General features: G+C 37.7%; 14 protein-coding genes. 3 read left to right on the top strand and 11 right to left on the bottom strand.

Annotation, left to right across the window (positions count from 1 at the left end):
• Positions 1-107 precede the first annotated feature (107 nt).
• The 9 genes from KTR07_RS02090 to KTR07_RS02130 form a co-directional block, all read right to left on the bottom strand.
• Positions 108-941: an FkbM family methyltransferase gene (locus tag KTR07_RS02090; protein WP_008764472.1), complete on the bottom strand. Its 834-nt coding sequence runs from the start codon at positions 939-941 to the stop codon at positions 108-110.
• 55 nt (positions 942-996) lie between these two features.
• Positions 997-2,730: a glycosyltransferase gene (locus KTR07_RS02095; protein ID WP_008764473.1), complete on the bottom strand. Its 1,734-nt coding sequence runs from the start codon at positions 2,728-2,730 to the stop codon at positions 997-999.
• Between the two features lie 49 nt (positions 2,731-2,779).
• Complete coding sequence (locus KTR07_RS02100; protein WP_011109186.1) at positions 2,780-3,613, bottom strand: glycosyltransferase family 2 protein; 834 nt, start codon at positions 3,611-3,613, stop codon at positions 2,780-2,782.
• Entirely contained in the window at positions 3,606-4,832 is a 1,227-nt protein-coding gene (locus KTR07_RS02105; protein WP_008759957.1) for a glycosyltransferase family 4 protein, read from the bottom strand. Before KTR07_RS02105 ends, KTR07_RS02100 begins: the two co-directional genes overlap by 8 nt.
• On the bottom strand, positions 4,829-5,818 hold the full coding sequence (locus KTR07_RS02110) for a hypothetical protein (protein WP_008759958.1): 990 nt from the start codon (positions 5,816-5,818) through the stop codon (positions 4,829-4,831). The genes KTR07_RS02105 and KTR07_RS02110 overlap by 4 nt, the downstream gene beginning before the upstream one ends.
• A 143-nt stretch (positions 5,819-5,961) precedes the next feature.
• The gene (locus KTR07_RS02115) at positions 5,962-6,912 is read right to left on the bottom strand and encodes a DUF5030 domain-containing protein (protein WP_011109187.1); all 951 of its coding nucleotides are present in this window, start codon (positions 6,910-6,912) and stop codon (positions 5,962-5,964) included.
• A gap of 11 nt (positions 6,913-6,923) precedes the next feature.
• Entirely contained in the window at positions 6,924-7,469 is a 546-nt protein-coding gene (locus tag KTR07_RS02120; protein ID WP_008759960.1) for a JAB-like toxin 1 domain-containing protein, read from the bottom strand.
• A 72-nt stretch (positions 7,470-7,541) separates the two neighbouring features.
• Positions 7,542-8,321: a hypothetical protein gene (locus KTR07_RS02125; protein ID WP_011109188.1), complete on the bottom strand. Its 780-nt coding sequence runs from the start codon at positions 8,319-8,321 to the stop codon at positions 7,542-7,544.
• Positions 8,322-8,342: 21 nt separating this feature from the next.
• Positions 8,343-9,011 carry a hypothetical protein gene (locus KTR07_RS02130; protein WP_008759962.1) on the bottom strand — a complete coding sequence of 223 codons (669 nt, stop codon included), beginning with the start codon at positions 9,009-9,011 and terminating at the stop codon, positions 8,343-8,345.
• 80 nt (positions 9,012-9,091) lie between these two features.
• Here KTR07_RS02130 and KTR07_RS02135 point away from each other — a divergent pair, with 80 nt between their 5' ends.
• The 3 genes from KTR07_RS02135 (at position 9,092) to KTR07_RS02145 (ending at position 15,416) form a co-directional block, all read left to right on the top strand.
• Complete coding sequence (locus KTR07_RS02135; protein WP_008759963.1) at positions 9,092-11,317, top strand: peptidase domain-containing ABC transporter; 2,226 nt, start codon at positions 9,092-9,094, stop codon at positions 11,315-11,317.
• Positions 11,271-12,611 carry an HlyD family secretion protein gene (locus tag KTR07_RS02140; RefSeq protein WP_165938063.1) on the top strand — a complete coding sequence of 447 codons (1,341 nt, stop codon included), beginning with the start codon at positions 11,271-11,273 and terminating at the stop codon, positions 12,609-12,611. The genes KTR07_RS02135 and KTR07_RS02140 overlap by 47 nt, the downstream gene beginning before the upstream one ends.
• A gap of 711 nt (positions 12,612-13,322) precedes the next feature.
• Positions 13,323-15,416: a BT4734/BF3469 family protein gene (locus tag KTR07_RS02145; protein WP_008764484.1), complete on the top strand. Its 2,094-nt coding sequence runs from the start codon at positions 13,323-13,325 to the stop codon at positions 15,414-15,416.
• A 121-nt stretch (positions 15,417-15,537) separates the two neighbouring features.
• Here KTR07_RS02145 and KTR07_RS02150 read toward each other — a convergent pair whose 3' ends face one another.
• Complete coding sequence (locus tag KTR07_RS02150) at positions 15,538-17,283, bottom strand: ATP-binding protein (RefSeq protein WP_008764485.1); 1,746 nt, start codon at positions 17,281-17,283, stop codon at positions 15,538-15,540.
• A gap of 93 nt (positions 17,284-17,376) precedes the next feature.
• Positions 17,377-18,078, bottom strand: a complete 702-nt coding sequence (locus KTR07_RS02155) for a M48 family metallopeptidase (protein WP_008764486.1) — start codon at positions 18,076-18,078, stop codon at positions 17,377-17,379.
• Between the last annotated feature and the right edge of the window lie 26 nt (positions 18,079-18,104).

The raw sequence follows: 18,104 nt of genomic DNA on the forward strand, positions 1-18,104 counted from the left end.
TGTTCGATTTGCTATAGCGATTCTTTTTTATACGGGTACTTTATCGGGGGCTTACATTGCTTGTAGTATTTTCATAGTTCTATTGTTTTTATGTGTAACTATATTTGTTAAAACGTTGCATGCCAATCGCACCAAAAGGTCCATGCCGGTTCGTTCAGTCTCATTTTGTCTTCTCTATGCTTTTTAAGCATTTCCTTTGCTTGAGGGTAATCATACCATTTGCCGGCTAGTTCTTCTCCAAATGGTCCTGAAGAACCGGGGAAGAAATCGGTAAATTTCACTCGTTGATCAGTATCGGAGAGAACTATCAGTTCTTCGGCATACTTACAATTGGTTTCTATTTGTTCGAACCAATTATGTTCAGAATTATTCTTATAAAAACAATTATAGTCGAGTACGGTAAGTGTTCTTTGATCAACTAACTTGAATTTTCTATATCCTAGCTGATATAAAGCATTCAAAGTGTCCAATTCGTGTCCTGCTATATCTTCATCTTCTCCTATGCATTCAGTTTCTACTGATATATATAGAGGTTTCTCACTCACTTTTTCCATCGTTTGCAGTGCAATGATGTCATTTCCTTCTATATCTATTTTACAATAAAAAGGAGTACCGTATTCATGAAACAAATGGTCCAGCCGTTTTGATTTAATCTTCTTTTTAATAGCCTTGCAGCACATTCTTGAAGAAATAGAAACTTTAGTTGAACTCCAAATGGTATTTGGACCGATATAAAAATCGGTGTCTACGTCATTTGTGTCAGAAATCACATAGTTTAGCAACAATAGCTTTCCATTCTCTATGTATTTCTTAAAAATATTCTGCCATTCATTTATTAAATCAGGGTCAGCATCCACAGCAATTACCCGATACCCTTTCAAAAGATAAAAAAGGGTATCTTCTCCTTTATGAAAACCTATATCAAAAATGAGATTTTCCATTAGACTATTTTATTTTGTATAAATAATAAGTTTATCATTGTCATCAATCTTTCTTTTATTTCAGACTTATTGATTTCATGTGTTTATTCGCTCTTGCAAAATGCTCTCTTATTTTACCCTGCTGTTCCATATTACTCTGAGTAACATCCGAGTACCCAAAATCCTTTTGTTCTGAGATAAAAGGATAGATAACCATTATGTTTGTGGCTAGTTTGGATATTACTCCATCGGCTGTGTCAGTATTCTGAAACGAATAATCCAGCATCTTATCAAAAAAACGATTATAAATAACAATGAACTGTGTGCACCAAAACCAGTCAACTTTATAACGATGATATCCTGCAGGGATCGCTTGTCCAAATCCTCCAATACCACCGGAAAGTACTTCCGCTCCTTGTATATAAGCTTCTGTAACTTCTTTGAACAGTAATTTGGGAGAATAATTTTCCGTGAAATAATGGTCGTCTTCGCAAATGACAATGATGTCATCTCCTTTCTCTTTTGCCATTTTTATGATTTTGATCATACTATTCCATAAACCTACTGCACCGATAGGATGGGCCGAAGCCTCTACCCAATTTAACTCGAATTCTTCCTTGTTGTCGAACTCCTTAGTAATATGTTGTTTACGTTCCACTCTTTCTCTCATATTGATAACATAAACCGGAAGATAAAAATCCGGTTGATGCTCGGATGCAAGCTGTTCTATAATCTTATTGCTTTTATCGAGCCATATATCCCAGTTTAAACGTTCTTCAAAATCCTTTCGTGCAGTTTTCCTTAGTTTGGAATATGTTATATGGTTATTGAATATCTCTTCTATTTTATCAGCATATTCCAGCGAAGAAGCATCGATGTTGAACAGAAATCCATTTTCTCGTTCTTTGATAACCTGTGATACACCTCCTACATTAGTGCCTAACGATGGAATACCATAGGCGCATGCTTCGCAGAAAACTATTCCAAAACAATCAAAGCGAGTGGGCAGAATCAGAAAATGCGATCGTGTCAGGATCTCATGGAATTTTAACCTGTCATTGGAGTTTGTTTTGTCGATAAAAGGGTATATTTCAATATTCGGATCATTTGGTAAGGACATTGGAGGTTCACTTCCTACAATAGTAAGCGTACATTGAAATCCCCTTCCTTTTAGATTATGATAAATTTCAAGTACTTTATTTCCACCTTTCATATTCCAATTTCTTCCGATAAATAAGAGGTTACATGGTGCATTTATCGGCGATACGTTATCTGGAATCGGGATGTTCTCTGTGATATTCGCTCCAAATTCAACCACTTCTATGTTCTCGGCATCAGCATTGTAATCCTGCATTGCGCTCTGTTTTGCCCATTCCGAACAATAAATAATTTTATCCACCTTTTGTATAGCGAGTGATTCCAGTTGTTCGGCTAGTTTGGTAAGACTTTTGTCCTGCCAGTTCATGTATTGATTAAACAGATGAAATGTAGTATCTCCAATATAAATAAGTGGTATATCCGAAACGAGATATGCGGCAAAGAAATAATCTCGGCATATAATTACATCATAACATTCCTTTTTCAATAGGTCAGAAAACAATTTACCAAAAAGCAACGCATAATTTTCAGGAAAGAATGTTTCATTGTTTTTGAAATTGGCTTTGTGGAATTCCCAAACCTCAGCAAACACAGTTTCGCCTACCCATATCACCCTATGTTTCTTTTGAAGTGAAGTGTATAGAGAGTAAAGAGTACCTGACCAGTTATTTTGATCATTAGGGTTTGATGAAGATAAAAAAGCGATATTCATGGTTGTTCTAATTCTATCTAAAATAATTTATTAATTTTCAATTGAAAGATTAAACCATTGTATCGCGTTGTATTCTATTAAATAGATTCACAAAAAAACGAAAAATGTCTTCATTAGACATCCATTTATTCTTTTCTAAATTTTCAAAGTCGGATAATAGGCTATTTAATGTTTTATTATTATATATAGAGAGAAGATAGAGAAGAATTTCCTTTCTCAAACGGATAGAACCTAAAGACATTTCCTTTTTCTTCGTTACGGTGACCTGCGTATCACTTCTTCTAAACATTAATAGTTCTTGTGGTTCTACAAATAATATTCCTCCAGCTTTCGCTATATCAAACCACAATTTATAATCTTCCACACAGGGGTAATTTTGATATTCAATATGGTGATTAAGCAGAAACTCTTTTTTAATCATCACACTAGGATGAAGTAGCATGTTGTATTTTAGTAATTCCAACACAGGTTCGTGTATGATTCCATATCCAAGGTGGGAAACATTTCTTTCGTTGCCCTTATCGCTGAAAATCTTAGCCCATGTTCCACAAACTGTAATATCCGGATTTTTTTTCATACGTTTTAATTGAATTCTTAATCGTTCTGTATGCATTATATCATCGGCATCCATGCGTGCAATATAAGAGCCGGAAGCCAACTCTAATCCTTCATTTAAGTTTTGAATAAATTGATGCTCCTTTCTGACTAAACGTATTCTTTTGTCTGTATATCCTTGAATGATTTCTACTGTCCGGTCTGTTGAACCATCATCTATAATAAGAAACTCAAAGTCGGTCAGTGTTTGATTCAAAACACTATCAATAGATTCTTTTATATATCTCTCACCATTTCTGACGGGCATTAGAACTGTTATTTCAGGCATTGTCTTGTTCTATTAATTGTTCATATACATTAATCGTATTCTCTATCATCTTTTCCAGAGTGAATCTTTCTTGGTAGTTCTTGATTGCATTTGTGCTCAGTTTTAGCCTTAAGGCTTCATCATCTATCAAGCGGATGATGGCGTCTGCTAATTTCTCTTCATCTAGCTCTAAACCAAAATCTTCATCAAACACTAAAGGGATTCTCAAAGCGTTTACTTCATCTTCGAACATTTCGGAAAGTGCATCTACATCTGATACGATCATTGGCATACCAAACATGGACATTTCAATAGCCACATAGCTACATTGTTCATGTAAAGAAGGAATGACTCCTATAGTATTTGTTGTATATAGTTCTTTCAGCTCATTAAAAGAAACAGTCCCTAATATGTCAATCTTTAGTTGTTTGTATGCTTTGCGGATATGAGATGACATATATCCGGTACATTGCCCAACTAATTTCAGTTTGCAAAAATACCCTCTACTGGCTACTTTATTTAATGCATTAAGTAAACAAATCACTCCTTTTTCACGACTGATTCTGCCTACGAAAAGGATCTCTGGTGTTCTAGATTTTCTTTCCTGCAAGGTGATTCCCGTATCATCCATACCATTATATATAACAGATATTTTGTCTGGATGGATACCATATGCTGAAATAATGTGTTTCATTGCGGAATAAGAAACACATATAATTCTATCAGATAAAGGATATGCAATCTTTTCTAGTTGATTTTCATTTATTAAATTGAATGTGTTATTCAACCATTGAGAGTACTGTTTCTTAAACAGACTTTCATTATATTCAAGACTTAGTTTCCAAGGAATGATATGTAAATGGGTTAAAATATGTCCGCCTAAAGATAACTTTAAAATATCCGCTAATTTTACTAGTAATAATTCTTGCACATGCCAAATTAATTGTTTCCTGTTTTTAAAATAGGGAGATATTAAGTCGGATACGACGTTAAAATACTTAGTAAGCCAATATATTTCATTTCTCAGAGGCTTGGATTTAGAAGGATATGGGATATTAGCAATTATCCTATCCTCTGTCACTTCAAATTTGGGAAAGATCAGACTGGTATTTAAACAAATAATATGAACTTTAATGCCGTTCATATGTTTCATACCTTCTGTTAACATTTGAATATAGCGTACAACACCGGATGGATTGCCAGTTTCTATTCTGAGGATTACAACATTTTTTTCTATCATTTCAGCATTATATAGTGTCCGGTGGATTTTATATCTTGGAAATTAAGACATTCCATAAGTAACAATTGGGGAATTCCTCCTTTTAGTCTACTTAATGTCAGCCGATTTTCTTTATATAAATAAGATTCTTTATTAAACAAGAGGCTTGACAATTGTTTCTTTAAAGATGTCCATTCACTTTCTTTATTAAGAAGTTGTAATTTATTCAGATTGTAAATAGCATCAATTGATTCTTTTAAGTTTAGGGTTTCCAAAACCATATTTGAAAAGTAGCATTTTATAATCGCATTTGCCAGCTTTATGATATCTTTGCGTTTATGGCACAAACCATATTGCAAAAGATTGACTCCAAATGATATATTAGTACAAACATGTTTATCACTGATTAATTTTTTATGTGTTTGTACTATTATGTCAATTAATGTTTCTCCTCGAATACTTAATTCTTCATAAAGATTATAGAGACAGAGCATTTTCGTAGCATGGTAATAGAACAAATTACGTTCAAACAAACTTTTAGGAATTTGTTTTAGGTAATCATAGAGGTTCTCTATTAAATTGGGAAGTATTTCATCAAAATCAGATTCCTGAATATATGATTTAGAAGCTATTAAAAACGATATAGCGTCGTTTTTAGATACAATATTGTTCATATCTGTTTTTAATTGTTTTATGAATGCTACTATTTCTTTATGTTCTTGACCATATAATTCCAGATAATCAGCTTCAATATATTCTTTTTCAATAAGATGAATAAGAGACCATGCTATTCCCATTTTTCCTTCATTAAATGTATTGCTTTTCATAGGAGAAGCTAGTACCTCTTGCAATAACTCAAAAGCATGTTTTTCAGCTAAAGCATCCTTAAAATAGTGAGAATATTCGAAAAGAATTAAAGAATACCCCATTTTACCAAACATCAGACTAGAGTTGTCTAATGAATATCCATGTAATAATATAAAGTTCACCAAAAAATTATTTTTCATACTTCGTTTATATTAACTCGCTTTAATAGGGAAATCTTCAATATTGAATTGTACTATGGCAGAATGGTTGTAGTCCTTCTTTGTGGCAATTTCAATAAGCAGTGTTCGAAATCAGTGACTTAGTATTGTTTCTTGACTTAATATCAATATTCAAGGTAGTCTTCAATCTTAAACTTTTCATCTTTTACAATAAATTTTAAATATCGACCATATAACATTTTCTTGTCAATGGTTATCAGGGGGCCAAAACTGTTTTCAGGAAACTTCCTTATTTGTTTTTCTAAATAAGATACAATCATTTTCTCGTCGGTAGATAATGTTTTCGGCAATAAGAGGTGTGGAATAATTTGTCCTGTTTTAGGGACTACTTCCAATAGAAATGAATATTCCCTCCCAACATGTTTGCTAAATTCTGTAGGAAAATTTTCATTAATTAGGGGAGAGATTAAAAAATCTATATTCCTTTTAATGTCATCATACCAACATCCGTCTTCGCGTATTAATATCATGCCTCCTTTTTGTGGAAAACAAGAAGATTCAAACTTACCCTCATCTGGAGTTATTTGTTTTTCGTCAGATATCCTACCTTTATGAATGGATATGAGTGAAGCTTTCTTTGATACAACTGTATTAAATAGCTTTCTTGGGCAATGCAAAACGAATAATCTACCAGTGAACCATTTGGCAATTATACCATTATAACCTGCGGGCACATCTTGATACATAGCTGATTCTCTCATTCCATATTTCTCTTTTATTTTTTGTAATTCAAGAGAAGCTTGTTTTAAGGAATCTTTGTTTTGCGGAAATATATCTTCTAAAAATAGATACTTACAGTTTCTGTTTGGGATTCTCCATTGAGCTACACAACAAAATTCTTTCTTTAAAGGTGAAGGATACATAAAAGAAGGCTCATAGAAGTAACCGGGAACATATATTTCGTCATAATCTTGAGGAACACTATTTTTACTATCTTTGAAAAGACTAAACATGTCAGTTAGAGACAGAATCTCATATTTGTCGTCTGCATTATTTTGAGCATAGATTAAACTAGGCAATAAATATATGAAAAGTGATATAATTCTATTTTTCATAATTGTTGTTCTCAATATGGAATATAGGTATCAGTTGGCTCATGATAAATATAAAATTCTTTATATCCAATTTCTTGTAATTTACTCTTTGTTTCATAGTCTGCATCACTTGGATAGTTAGCATATTCACTCTGATGGTTATGATATTTTATATCACATCCACTATACGCCATTGACACTTCTTTTTCTTGATGATTGGTACCTGCGAAAAAATGATAAGTTGAACTATCCACGCACATAGACCATTCTACAGAAGTATTTTGAGTTAAAAAACTATAGATATCTCGATTCTGTTCACTAGTACCTTCAATAACCAATTGACCAGAAGATATTTGAAAAGATGTACCTTTAGGCAATTCCATTGTTGGAGCCCCATCCCATGATCCCATTGATACAAGAACCTCATCTGTATTTGTTTCGTTAGAGTAAAGTACACGCCCATCCACTCCAATTACATATAAAGTACCTCCGATTACTCCTTTTTCTTCATTTTGACTCAATACAGGCATTTCTTTTCGAATTTCATCAATAAGTGCCCTTGTTAATTTTTGTTTCATAAGTGTTTGATTTTAGTTTTGTGATTTCACAAATATAGAAACGATGGGATAAATCCCCATCTTATTTGCATCTTAATTATCAGCGGACTTTTCTTTAGCTTTTAAATGAGGTATTTCGTATTCTTCTATGATTGGTGGATCTATTACTTCAATATAATCTTTAGGCTCTCTATACCAAAATACCTTTTTTAATGATCTTATATATTGACTTAATTTTCTAGCACCTTTGTCATTATAAAAGCAATACAGAGCAATACATCCGCGACGTTTTTTTTGAATAATCATTACTTGGCAATGATTATACTTATTTTCTAAATTTTCCCACATTCTTAAAGGATATGTAATTACAGTATCCGCATTATATGCTTTACGAGCATATTTTAAAGATTTATAAGTGAGAGGAAGGTCGCATAAAGAGGTCACTCTTTCCCCTGTATTTACAAAAAAATCTCCTTTGATTATTTCTAAATGATAAGTATTCACTTCAATCATAAATCCTGTTTTAAAACTAAAGTCAGCATAAATGGAATCTTTATCCCCGCAAAATATGGGAGGCACAGATACGTATGCAATAAAATTACTGTCTTTTGATAGTATACAATTATAATGTCGATTGTAGTCTCTAACTTGTTTTGAAGTAATGCATGTTAATCGATCACCGCCGGGAATATAATGGAATACAAAATCGCTGGACTGATTAAATCGTACTTGGTTTCTATCCAATGCATATCCATCAGATATATATCCACCAGAATTGAATAATTCTTTAGTTTTTTTATCTTCTTGAGAATATACTTTTGATATACTCAAAAGTAATAATGATAACAAGACTAAATCTTGCAGAACTCGCATAGCTTTTTATTAATTGTAGTATTAATTATAGTAACTGTAATCACTGTTAGCAGTACCATTGTAGTCACTAATATTTTCATAATTATAATTCCCGTAATAACTATTACCATAGCCATAACTATCTTCGTAATTACCATAACCAAAATAACCATAGGCATAGCCGTAGCTTTCCTCATGAGCACCAATGGTAGTATCAATGTCGGCTTTTTTTATTCGATATATTGTGGATATATCCGAAATGTCTACTTTTCTTACCTTTTTCCCATCTTCCCCCTCTAGGGTTGGGTCAAAATAAGAGATTTTTCCGTTTTCATCTGGTACTGCAAAGACTATAATAGTATGTCCTGTGCCATCAGGATTTACCATAGTTGCAACTTGATAATAGTCTCTGTTAGAAGTCATTGAACCTGGAACTGTATTACCAAATCCCATAACGCTAAGGACATTTCCAATTAATTCATTGGGAACTCCTCCCATTGCTGTAGGATCAAGACCATAAATATCTTTATAATCATTAGCATAATCTTGCGCAGATCGGGAGGGATCCATATGGTGCATGCAATTGAATAAACAATCCCAACTTGTAGTTCCACCATCTCCACCGTTGCAACATCTCATTTCCATTTCTGTCAGTACTGGCATCTCTTTCCGAATCTCATCAATGAGTGCTCTTGTTAATTTTTGCTTCATAAGTATTAAATTTTATTTGTGTGATTCTGCAAATATAGAAATAAATTTCGCATCTTTGCAAGAAATATAAATCTTTTTTTATGCAAACAAGACAATTCCCCTGGGAGTACCAAATGGATGCAAAAGACTGTGGCCCAGCATGTATCAAAATGATAGCAAAATACTACGGCAAATACTATTCGTTGCAATATTTGAGGGATTTATGTGGGATAACCAGAGAAGGAGTTTCCTTTTTGGATATTAGCTATGCTGCCGAAAAAATAGGGCTAAGAACTGTAGCGGTTAAGGCGACTATGGAGAATCTGACCAACAGGATTCCACTGCCATGTATCATACACTGGGACCAGCACCACTTCATAGTTGTGTATAAAACAAAAAAAGGGAAGATATATGTGTCCGATCCTGCCAAAGGCTTGCTTTCCTATCCGGAAGAGGATTTCAAAGACAGATGGTATAAGGAAGGGGAAGAATTCGGGATGCTGATGGTACTGGAGCCTATGGCAAACTTCAAGCAAATAGAAGCTCATGAACGGATCGAAAGATTCAAAAGTTTCGAAAACCTTCTCAACTATTTTACGCCATATAAAAAAGCATTCGGCATATTGTTCGCTATCATGTTGATAGCCACCGGACTGCAAGCAGTACTTCCGTTTATCTCAAAATCTGTAATAGATATAGGTATATATACTCAGGATATATCTTTCATCTACATGATGCTAATCGGCAATATTGTTCTTTTACTTAGTATAACGCTGTCAAATGTATTAAGAGACTGGGTCTTGCTGCACGTTTCTACCCGTGTCAATATCTCCCTCATATCGGACTATCTGATCAAATTAATGAAATTACCGGTGACTTTCTTCGAAAACAAACTGGTCGGTGATATCCTTCAACGGGCGGGCGATCATGAAAGAATACGCAGCTTTGTGATGAACAACTCCTTGGGGATGTTCTTCTCTATCATTACATTCGTTGTATTCAGCATTATACTGTTGATTTATAATCCTATGATCTTTTTTATTTTTATAGCGGGCAGTGGGATTTATGTAGCATGGATTTTCACCTTTTTGAGCATACGTAAAAAGCTCGACTGGGAGTATTTCGAACTGAATGCCAAGAACCAAAGTTACTGGGTGGAAACCATCGAAAATGTTCAGGAGATTAAAATAAACAATTACGAAGACCTTAAACGCTGGAAATGGGAAGCTATACAGGCAAGGATATACCGGTTGAATCTGAAAGTGCTGAAAATCAATAATGCACAGTCGCTTGGGGCGCAATTTATCAATAGTATGATGAATATTGCCGTCACGTTCTACTGTGCCATCGCCGTTATCAATGGAGATATCACTTTCGGAGTCATGATCTCAACGCAATTTATTATAGGGATGCTGAACGGACCTGTGGCACAGTTAGTCAGTTTTATACAATCTGCCCAGTATGCTAAAATCAGCTTTATGCGTATCAATGAAATTCATCAGCTGAAAGATGAAGACGATTCTTCGCCTGTGATAAGCAACAGTCTGAGTTTGCCTGTAGACAAAAGTTTATATCTGAAGAACGTATCATTTCAGTATTCGAGAAATGCTCCGCTGGTTTTGAAAAACATCACCTTGCAGATTCCTAAAGGAAAAGTGACCGCTATTGTCGGAGACAGCGGATGCGGCAAATCTACTTTACTCAAACTGTTGTTGCGTCTATACATGCCTTCTTACGGAGAAATCTGTATGGGAGATATGAACGTGAATAATATCAGTCTTCGCAATTGGCGTGCTAAATGCGGCTGCGTGATGCAGGACGGGAAATTGTTTAATGACACCATACAGAACAATATTGTACTGGATGATGCCAATATTGATTATGAGGCATTGCAGAAGGCTGTTGAAGTAGCCAATATCAGCCACGAGATAGAAGCTATGCCGCAGGGATACCAGACAATGATCGGAGAAATGGGCAGAGGTTTGAGTGGAGGGCAACGGCAGCGTGTACTGATAGCAAGAGCGCTCTACAAGGATCCGGACTATCTGTTTCTGGACGAAGCTACCAATGCACTTGATACGATTAATGAGCAAAAGATAGTAAGGGCATTAAATAACGTTTTCAAAAACAGGACAGTCATTGTGGTAGCTCATCGGCTAAGTACGATTCGCAGGGCAGACCAAATCATCGTATTAAAAGCGGGAATGATCATAGAGACAGGCAATCATCAAAGCCTGATGACAAACAAACAGTATTATTACAACTTAATTCAAAGCCAATATGAACCGGAAACAAACACCTTCTCCACAGAAGAAAGCGCAGACTAAATCATCCGGAAGAAGCGAAGAACTGGATGAGATTATTGACCGGATGCCCATGGCTTTCGGAAAATGGGTGGCACTGGCGGTCATTGTATTTGCAGCATTATTTCTATTGTTCGGATGGATTATCAAATACCCGGATATGGTGACCGGGCAAATTAAAATTAATGCGCAGAACCCGACCGTAAGGCTTGTTGCCAACAGTACGGGTAACTTGCTGCTTCTTTCGCACAAAGCACAGGAGGAAGTGAAGAAGGGGGAATATATAGCTGTCGTGCAAAATCCTGCTTCTACAGAGGATGTACGGAAGATTGCAGATTTAATAGATCGGGTAGATTTCGAAGGTACTCATCTGCTCATCCTCAAAGATACATTTCCCGACAAAGTGTATTTGGGAGAAATCAACCCCCAATACTATGCCTTTCTTGCAGCTCTGAAAGCTCAATGTGACTATCTGCAGCAGAATGTCTACGAAAAACAAAGGGAGAATATCACAACGGGCATTGAATGGAAAAAGAAGATTGTCCAAGAAGCGGAGGACTCGCGGAAAGCTGCAAAAGACAGAATGGAGGTAGCCCGGAAATGGCTTAAACGCTATGTCTCTCTTGATCAGCAGGAAATAGCGACTTATGAATATGAGACCGATCAGATTAAAAATAATTACCTGACAACGGTACAGGAGGTACAAAACATAAATAGGGAGATTGCCTCGACCCGTATGCAAATCACAGAAGCATACCATCGGCTGGAGCAACTGGAAGTGGAACAACTAGAAAAAGAACGGGAACTGAAAGTGGAACTTTTGTCCACTCATCAGAACCTGATAGCAAATATGGCCGCATGGGAACAGAAATATGTTTTCAAAGCTCCTTTTGATGGAAAAGTAGAGTTCCTGAAATTTATTTCAGATGGTCAATTCGTGCAGGCAGGAGAAGCGGTATTTGGAGTGATACCCAAGGAAAACCATATATATGGTCAGGTGTTGCTTCCGGCCAATGGAGCCGGAAAGGTAAAAGAAAACAGTAAAGTCGTTATTAAGTTAGAGAACTATCCCTACATGGAGTATGGATATATAGAAGGATATGTATCTTCTATCTCTTTGGTCACCCAAACACAGAAAACAGGAGAAAAGACCATTGAAACATATTTGATTAACGTTGAATTGCCCAATGGATTAACAACTAATTATGAAGAGACTCTCGACTTTAAATATGAGTTGGGAGGAACCGCCGATATTATTGTAAAAGACAGACGGTTGATAGAACGCCTGTTTGATAATTTAAGATATCGGACTAAATAAACTCCATACCCAAATTTACGCTCCATAGGAATTCAACACGACTTTTGCCCTCACGCTCTAACAGTCTGTCTGTATCCCTTTATTCATCGTGGTTTCGGGTGTGGTAGCAAGTGTGGTGGCAAGTATGAGAGCAAACGGTTGCTCTCACTCAGTTTCGTCGAATTATATGTTGTTTTTTGCTGCTATTATTTGATTTACAGAGTATTAATGTCTGAAGTGTCAACTATTAACGATTGGCATTTCAGCCATTAATAACTGAGAAATCAGGTGTTAATAGCTGATAACTCACGCATTATTGACCGATATATGATTGAATGCTTCCTGAAAGATCAGGTTGATTGAAACATTTCATGCGGTCAAATCAATCCAATCATATAAGTCAAGCGCCAGTTTCCTGCTTGGGAAACTGGCATTCCCTTATAAGGGAACGGCAGTTCCAAGGCAGGAAACGAGCGTCTCCGATATAGGGAACGCTCGTTTCCAAAATAAGAAATTAAAGGAAACTGTAAGCCATTCAGATACAATGATATAGGGAAATCTTGGTAAGAAATGAAACATATACGTGTGATTGATGTCGTATTTTATTATAAGGTTAATGCAAGCAAAAAGTCTGTTTTAAACATTGGAAAAGTTTGTATGCCGTAATATAATATCGTACCTTTACAGGAATTAAGCGATAAACAATATTGGTAGATAAACAGACAAAAAAGAATGAAAATAACTTTAATCAGACAAGACAGCGGGAGTGGAAAAGAAGCTCTAAGCATATGCGAAGCAGGTACATTATTCAACAAAATGAAAACGGAGACAAAATCGGGACACATTACGGCTTTGCGAAACCTGATACCGATGCTGGAAGGTACGTACAGCCAGTACGAACATATAGACAAACTGCCATATATCTATTCTGCCGTAGAATGTACCCGCACTAAAGAAGGCGAACGAAAAATGAAACAATATAACGGACTGGTGCAGTTGGAAGTGAACCGGCTGGCAGGCCCGTCCGAAATGGAATATGTGAAACGGCAGGCGGCACTCTTGCCTCAGACTTTCGCCGCATTCTGTGGTTCCAGTGGCCGTAGCGTGAAGATATGGGTGCGTTTTGCCCTGCCGGATGACAGAGGACTGCCCGAAAAAGAAGCGGAAGCGGAATTATTTCATGCTCATGCCTACTGGCTGGCGGTAAAGTGCTACCAGCCGATGCTTCCTTATGATATTAATCTGCAAGCACCGGTGCTGACACAGAAGTGTCGCATGACACTGGACGAATCTCCATATTACAATCCCGATGCAGTGCCGTTCTGTCTGGAACAACCGCTCGCTATGCCCGGTGAAGAAACTTTCCGGCAGCGCAAGCAGGGTGAAAAGAATCTGTTGTTGCGATTGAAACCGGGATATGAGTCTGCAAAAACTTTCACGAAGATTTATGAAGCGGCGTTGAACAGGGCATTTCAGGAAATGGAAGACTGGAAGCGTGGAGATGATTTGCAACCTTTGCTTGTACACCTTGCCGAGCATTGTTTCAAAGCGGGTATCCCCGAAGAAGAAGCGGTCCGGCAGACACTCATTCATTACTATCGGGAAGAGGATGAGCGAATCATACGCTCGACGATTCATAATCTTTATCAGGAATGTAAGGGTTTTGGCAAGAAAAACAGTATCGGAAGGGAGCAGGAGACGGCTTTTCTGCTGGAAGAATTTATGAACCGTCGTTATGAATTTCGTTATAACACCGTGTTAGATGATCTGGAATACCGCCAGCGTGATTCCATCCACTTTTACTTTAAGCCCGTGGACAAACGTGTGCGCAACAGTATCTCTATCTGTGCCTTGAAAGAAGGCATCAATGCCTGGGATCGTGATGTAGACCGTTTTCTGAATTCGGAATATGTTCCTTTGCACAATCCTGTAGAAGAATATCTTTATGATGTCGGCCGTTGGGACGGGAAAGACCGTATCCGTGCATTGGCAGGATTGGTTCCTTGTACGAATCCGTACTGGCAGGAGTTGTTTTATCGTTGGTTTCTGAGCATGGTGGCGCATTGGAGAGGGGTGGATCGGCAGCATGGAAACAGTACGTCACCTTTGCTTGTCGGTCCGCAAGGGTATCGTAAGTCAACGTTTTGCCGGATTATTCTGCCGCCTGAGTTGCGTTTCGGCTATACGGACAGTATCGATTTCAAGAGTAAGCAGGAAGCGGAGCGTTATTTAGGACGTTTTTTTCTGATCAACATTGATGAGTTTGATCAGATCAATGTCAGCCAGCAGGGGTTTCTGAAGCATTTGTTGCAAAAGCCTGTTGCTAACTTGCGCAAGCCTCATGGCAATACTATTCGTGAAATGCGTCGTTATGCTTCCTTTATCGGCACCAGCAATCAGAAAGATTTGCTTGCCGATCCCAGTGGCAGCCGTCGTTTTATCTGTATTGAGGTGATAGCTCCTATCAAAACCAATGCTACCATCAATTACAAACAGCTTTATGCTCAGGCGATGGAAGCCATTTATAAGGGTGAGCGTTACTGGCTGGATGATGAGGATGAAAAGATTTTGAAGCAGACGAACCGTGAATTTGAGCAGGCGAGCCCGTTGGAACAGTTGTTCCATTGTTATCTCCGTCCGGCGGAAGAAGAGGAGGGAGGCGAATGGATGACGTCCATGCAGATTCTGAATTATTTGCAGACGAAGACACGGGACAGGTTGGCTATCAATAAGGTAGCTGTGTTCGGCCGTGCGCTTCAGAAGCTGAATATTCCCTGCCGGAAGTCCGGTAAGGGGACACTTTATCATTTGCTGAAAATAGAATAATTGGTAGTAACGTGAGGGCAAACGGTTGCTCTCACGCTGCTACCATTGGATCTCTAATCGCTGTAACTCCGATGAATAGGGGGATTGAGGCGAAAATGAGAGCGTGAGGGCAAAAGTGCTGTCATTTTATATGTGGTTGAATTACTTCTTCCATTCGTTGGAGTTCCCAGCCACGGAATTGCATCACAATGCAATGTAACTTTGTATTCTGTATCAATTGGCGAACTTTCGGTGCGGCTGCATATCCCTTTATCTGCTCAACGGCTTCTTCCCATTGGATTTCGGCTTTCGCATCGGAATCTTTTTCTGAAAGGTATTTTAGCTCTATGATGTAGCTATGATTCACTTCATAATGCAGTAGGTCCGGCATAAGGAACAGGTCACAGTAACCGTGATTCAGTTCCACTTCCGGGGCAGTCAGGTAATAAGCATTTACGCTCAGGTAGGCAGTAAAGAATCCTTGAATATTCCGTTCGCCTTCAATCGCACTACGTACTGAGGAGTTTTCCTTGTAGGCATGAGCGATGAACTCTAAAGATTTTTGCCAGTGACCGTCGAATGCCATGTCATCAAATAAATCTCTTAAGCCATTCAAGTCAATATGCCGTTTCTCTTGATATTCCTCTAACAGAAAATCGTAATACTGCTTGCGTACATTATTGTTGGGAATACCCAGTATCAGGCGGACTCCTCGTGTACCGGTAATGGTCAGCATGCCATAATAAAAGAGCAGGCTGGGAAAGATTTCCGGATTGGCTATTTCGCTGGCGGGGAAGGTTGTCACTAAGTTGGTGATGACTTCTCCTTCTTCGGTGATTTTGCGCAACACACCTTTACGATTTCCGTCGAGCTTGTCCAATCGGATCAGTTTTTTCATTTTATTGTAATCCGTGCGGGTATTAGGGTCAATCATTTGTTCGGGAGATTTCCCCAACGTTATGTAATGACGCAGATAATAAAGTACCATGTCGCAGTTGAACATCTTCGGATCACGTTCCAGACTTTCTTTGGCAAAGCAATAATTGTCATACCACGGTTTTATTTCCCGAATCAGTGCATCTATGTCTGTATCTGCCGGCAGTTGTCCGGCGTCTTTATAGTACTGAAACATGGTCCGCACATCTGTCTCACTGAATCCCAGCATCATATTGAATTGGAAATCGGTGCTGATGTTCCAGCCGATATTGAATCCGCTGGTGAGATCATCCAATGTAACGGGGCTGACACCTGTCATGAAGATGCGTTCGAACATTCCTTTAAACTTTTTGAAAATCTCCCGGTAGAATCCGCTGGCGTGAGTCAGGGCATGATAGATTTCATTACCTTGTTCGTTCAGAACCACGTTGGTGAAGTTGTCATATTCGTCAATAATCAGATAGAGATGGGAACCATTGTTGCGGGCTTTTCGATCCAGAAAATTCAGCTTATTGGTGGAACCTTCCAGTTGCTTCATTTCTAATGCAAATCCCGGATAATAGTATGGTTCATAAATGGATGCGAAGTCATCCAATCCACCGCAGCAATAATCGTCAAAGTTCTGTGCCAATGTACCGTCGATTCCGCCTATGCGTGAGAAATCAAGAAAAAGTATCTGAAAAGTTCCCTGTAGGGGAGTTGGCTGACTGCCTATCCACAAATTACCAAAGCGTTTCTGAAACTTTTCTTTTTGCGAAATATCATAATAGGTGCGAAGCATGCTCAGGAAGATACTTTTGCCGAAACGCCGGGGGCGGATAAAGAATAGACTGTTGGGCTGCTGTTCCAGCAGAGGCAGATACATGGTCTTATCTACATAATATTGATTCTGCTCTACCACTTCCACGAAATTGGAAACTCCATATGGGATTCTTTTCACATCTTCTATCATATTTCCTGTTATTTTAGTTCATTGCTCACGGAATAAGACAAAAGTAATCTATTCCGGCTGAAAGAACAAAGAAAAGGGGAGGAAAGTTGGAACTTAGTCTTTATTCACAGTCGCCTCAACCAGACTATCCATATCAAAATCAATATTATAATCCTTTTCTATTTTAATCCTTCTTATTTGATTGACCAATGAATGCGGTTTCACCCTTCGGGTCATCTCTATTTCCAGCAACCTTTCGGGAAAGCGTTTACGGATTTCATCTATATTTCTCATGAAAAGTGAATCTTTATTTTCGTAGAGAGAATTGGCAGCTTCTGCCAGAATAAAAGCTCCCAAGCTGTCGGGATATTGTTTTAGTACTGCTTGAAGGAAGACCTTGCTTTTTCCAAAACTTTCGTGAGCTTCAGCGTGCATATCTTTGGCAGCTTGAAGTAGTCCCAGTTGGAACAGATACTCACCGGTAATTGCGTTTTTCTCCATAGCAAGTGTTTGTATGTATAGGGCGGAGTCCAGTTCTCCCATTTCAGATAAAAGTTTGGCTTTCATGCCGTAATAGTCGGGATTTAAACTGTCGATTGCCAAAGCTTTGTCCAGAAAGCGGATGCATTTTCGGGTGGAGTCTACATCGCAAGAAGATTCCATTAATGTCATTGCTTGCCGGTAGAGGCTGTCTGCCTGAAGATTGATACAATGAGGAGTGATGTCTACTTTAGACTCTTGCTGGGAATGGCAACCTGTAGCTGCAATAATCATTGGCAAGATAGTTAATAAGAGGCTTAATTTCTTGGGTTTCATATTCATAATTCTTATCATCCAATTTT

Source organism: Bacteroides sp. MSK.20.82, assembly GCF_019052485.1.
In the GTDB taxonomy this organism is placed as follows: domain Bacteria; phylum Bacteroidota; class Bacteroidia; order Bacteroidales; family Bacteroidaceae; genus Bacteroides; species Bacteroides thetaiotaomicron.

Coding starts and splice junctions, on each gene's coding strand:
- KTR07_RS02090 (WP_008764472.1), bottom strand. CDS start 941: ATGGAAAATCTCATTTTTGATATAGGTTTTCATAAAGGAGAAGATACC.
- KTR07_RS02095 (WP_008764473.1), bottom strand. CDS start 2,730: ATGAATATCGCTTTTTTATCTTCATCAAACCCTAATGATCAAAATAAC.
- KTR07_RS02100 (WP_011109186.1), bottom strand. CDS start 3,613: ATGCCTGAAATAACAGTTCTAATGCCCGTCAGAAATGGTGAGAGATAT.
- KTR07_RS02105 (WP_008759957.1), bottom strand. CDS start 4,832: ATGATAGAAAAAAATGTTGTAATCCTCAGAATAGAAACTGGCAATCCA.
- KTR07_RS02110 (WP_008759958.1), bottom strand. CDS start 5,818: ATGAAAAATAATTTTTTGGTGAACTTTATATTATTACATGGATATTCA.
- KTR07_RS02115 (WP_011109187.1), bottom strand. CDS start 6,912: ATGAAAAATAGAATTATATCACTTTTCATATATTTATTGCCTAGTTTA.
- KTR07_RS02120 (WP_008759960.1), bottom strand. CDS start 7,469: ATGAAACAAAAATTAACAAGGGCACTTATTGATGAAATTCGAAAAGAA.
- KTR07_RS02125 (WP_011109188.1), bottom strand. CDS start 8,321: ATGCGAGTTCTGCAAGATTTAGTCTTGTTATCATTATTACTTTTGAGT.
- KTR07_RS02130 (WP_008759962.1), bottom strand. CDS start 9,011: ATGAAGCAAAAATTAACAAGAGCACTCATTGATGAGATTCGGAAAGAG.
- KTR07_RS02135 (WP_008759963.1), top strand. CDS start 9,092: ATGCAAACAAGACAATTCCCCTGGGAGTACCAAATGGATGCAAAAGAC.
- KTR07_RS02140 (WP_165938063.1), top strand. CDS start 11,271: ATGAACCGGAAACAAACACCTTCTCCACAGAAGAAAGCGCAGACTAAA.
- KTR07_RS02145 (WP_008764484.1), top strand. CDS start 13,323: ATGAAAATAACTTTAATCAGACAAGACAGCGGGAGTGGAAAAGAAGCT.
- KTR07_RS02150 (WP_008764485.1), bottom strand. CDS start 17,283: ATGATAGAAGATGTGAAAAGAATCCCATATGGAGTTTCCAATTTCGTG.
- KTR07_RS02155 (WP_008764486.1), bottom strand. CDS start 18,078: ATGAAACCCAAGAAATTAAGCCTCTTATTAACTATCTTGCCAATGATT.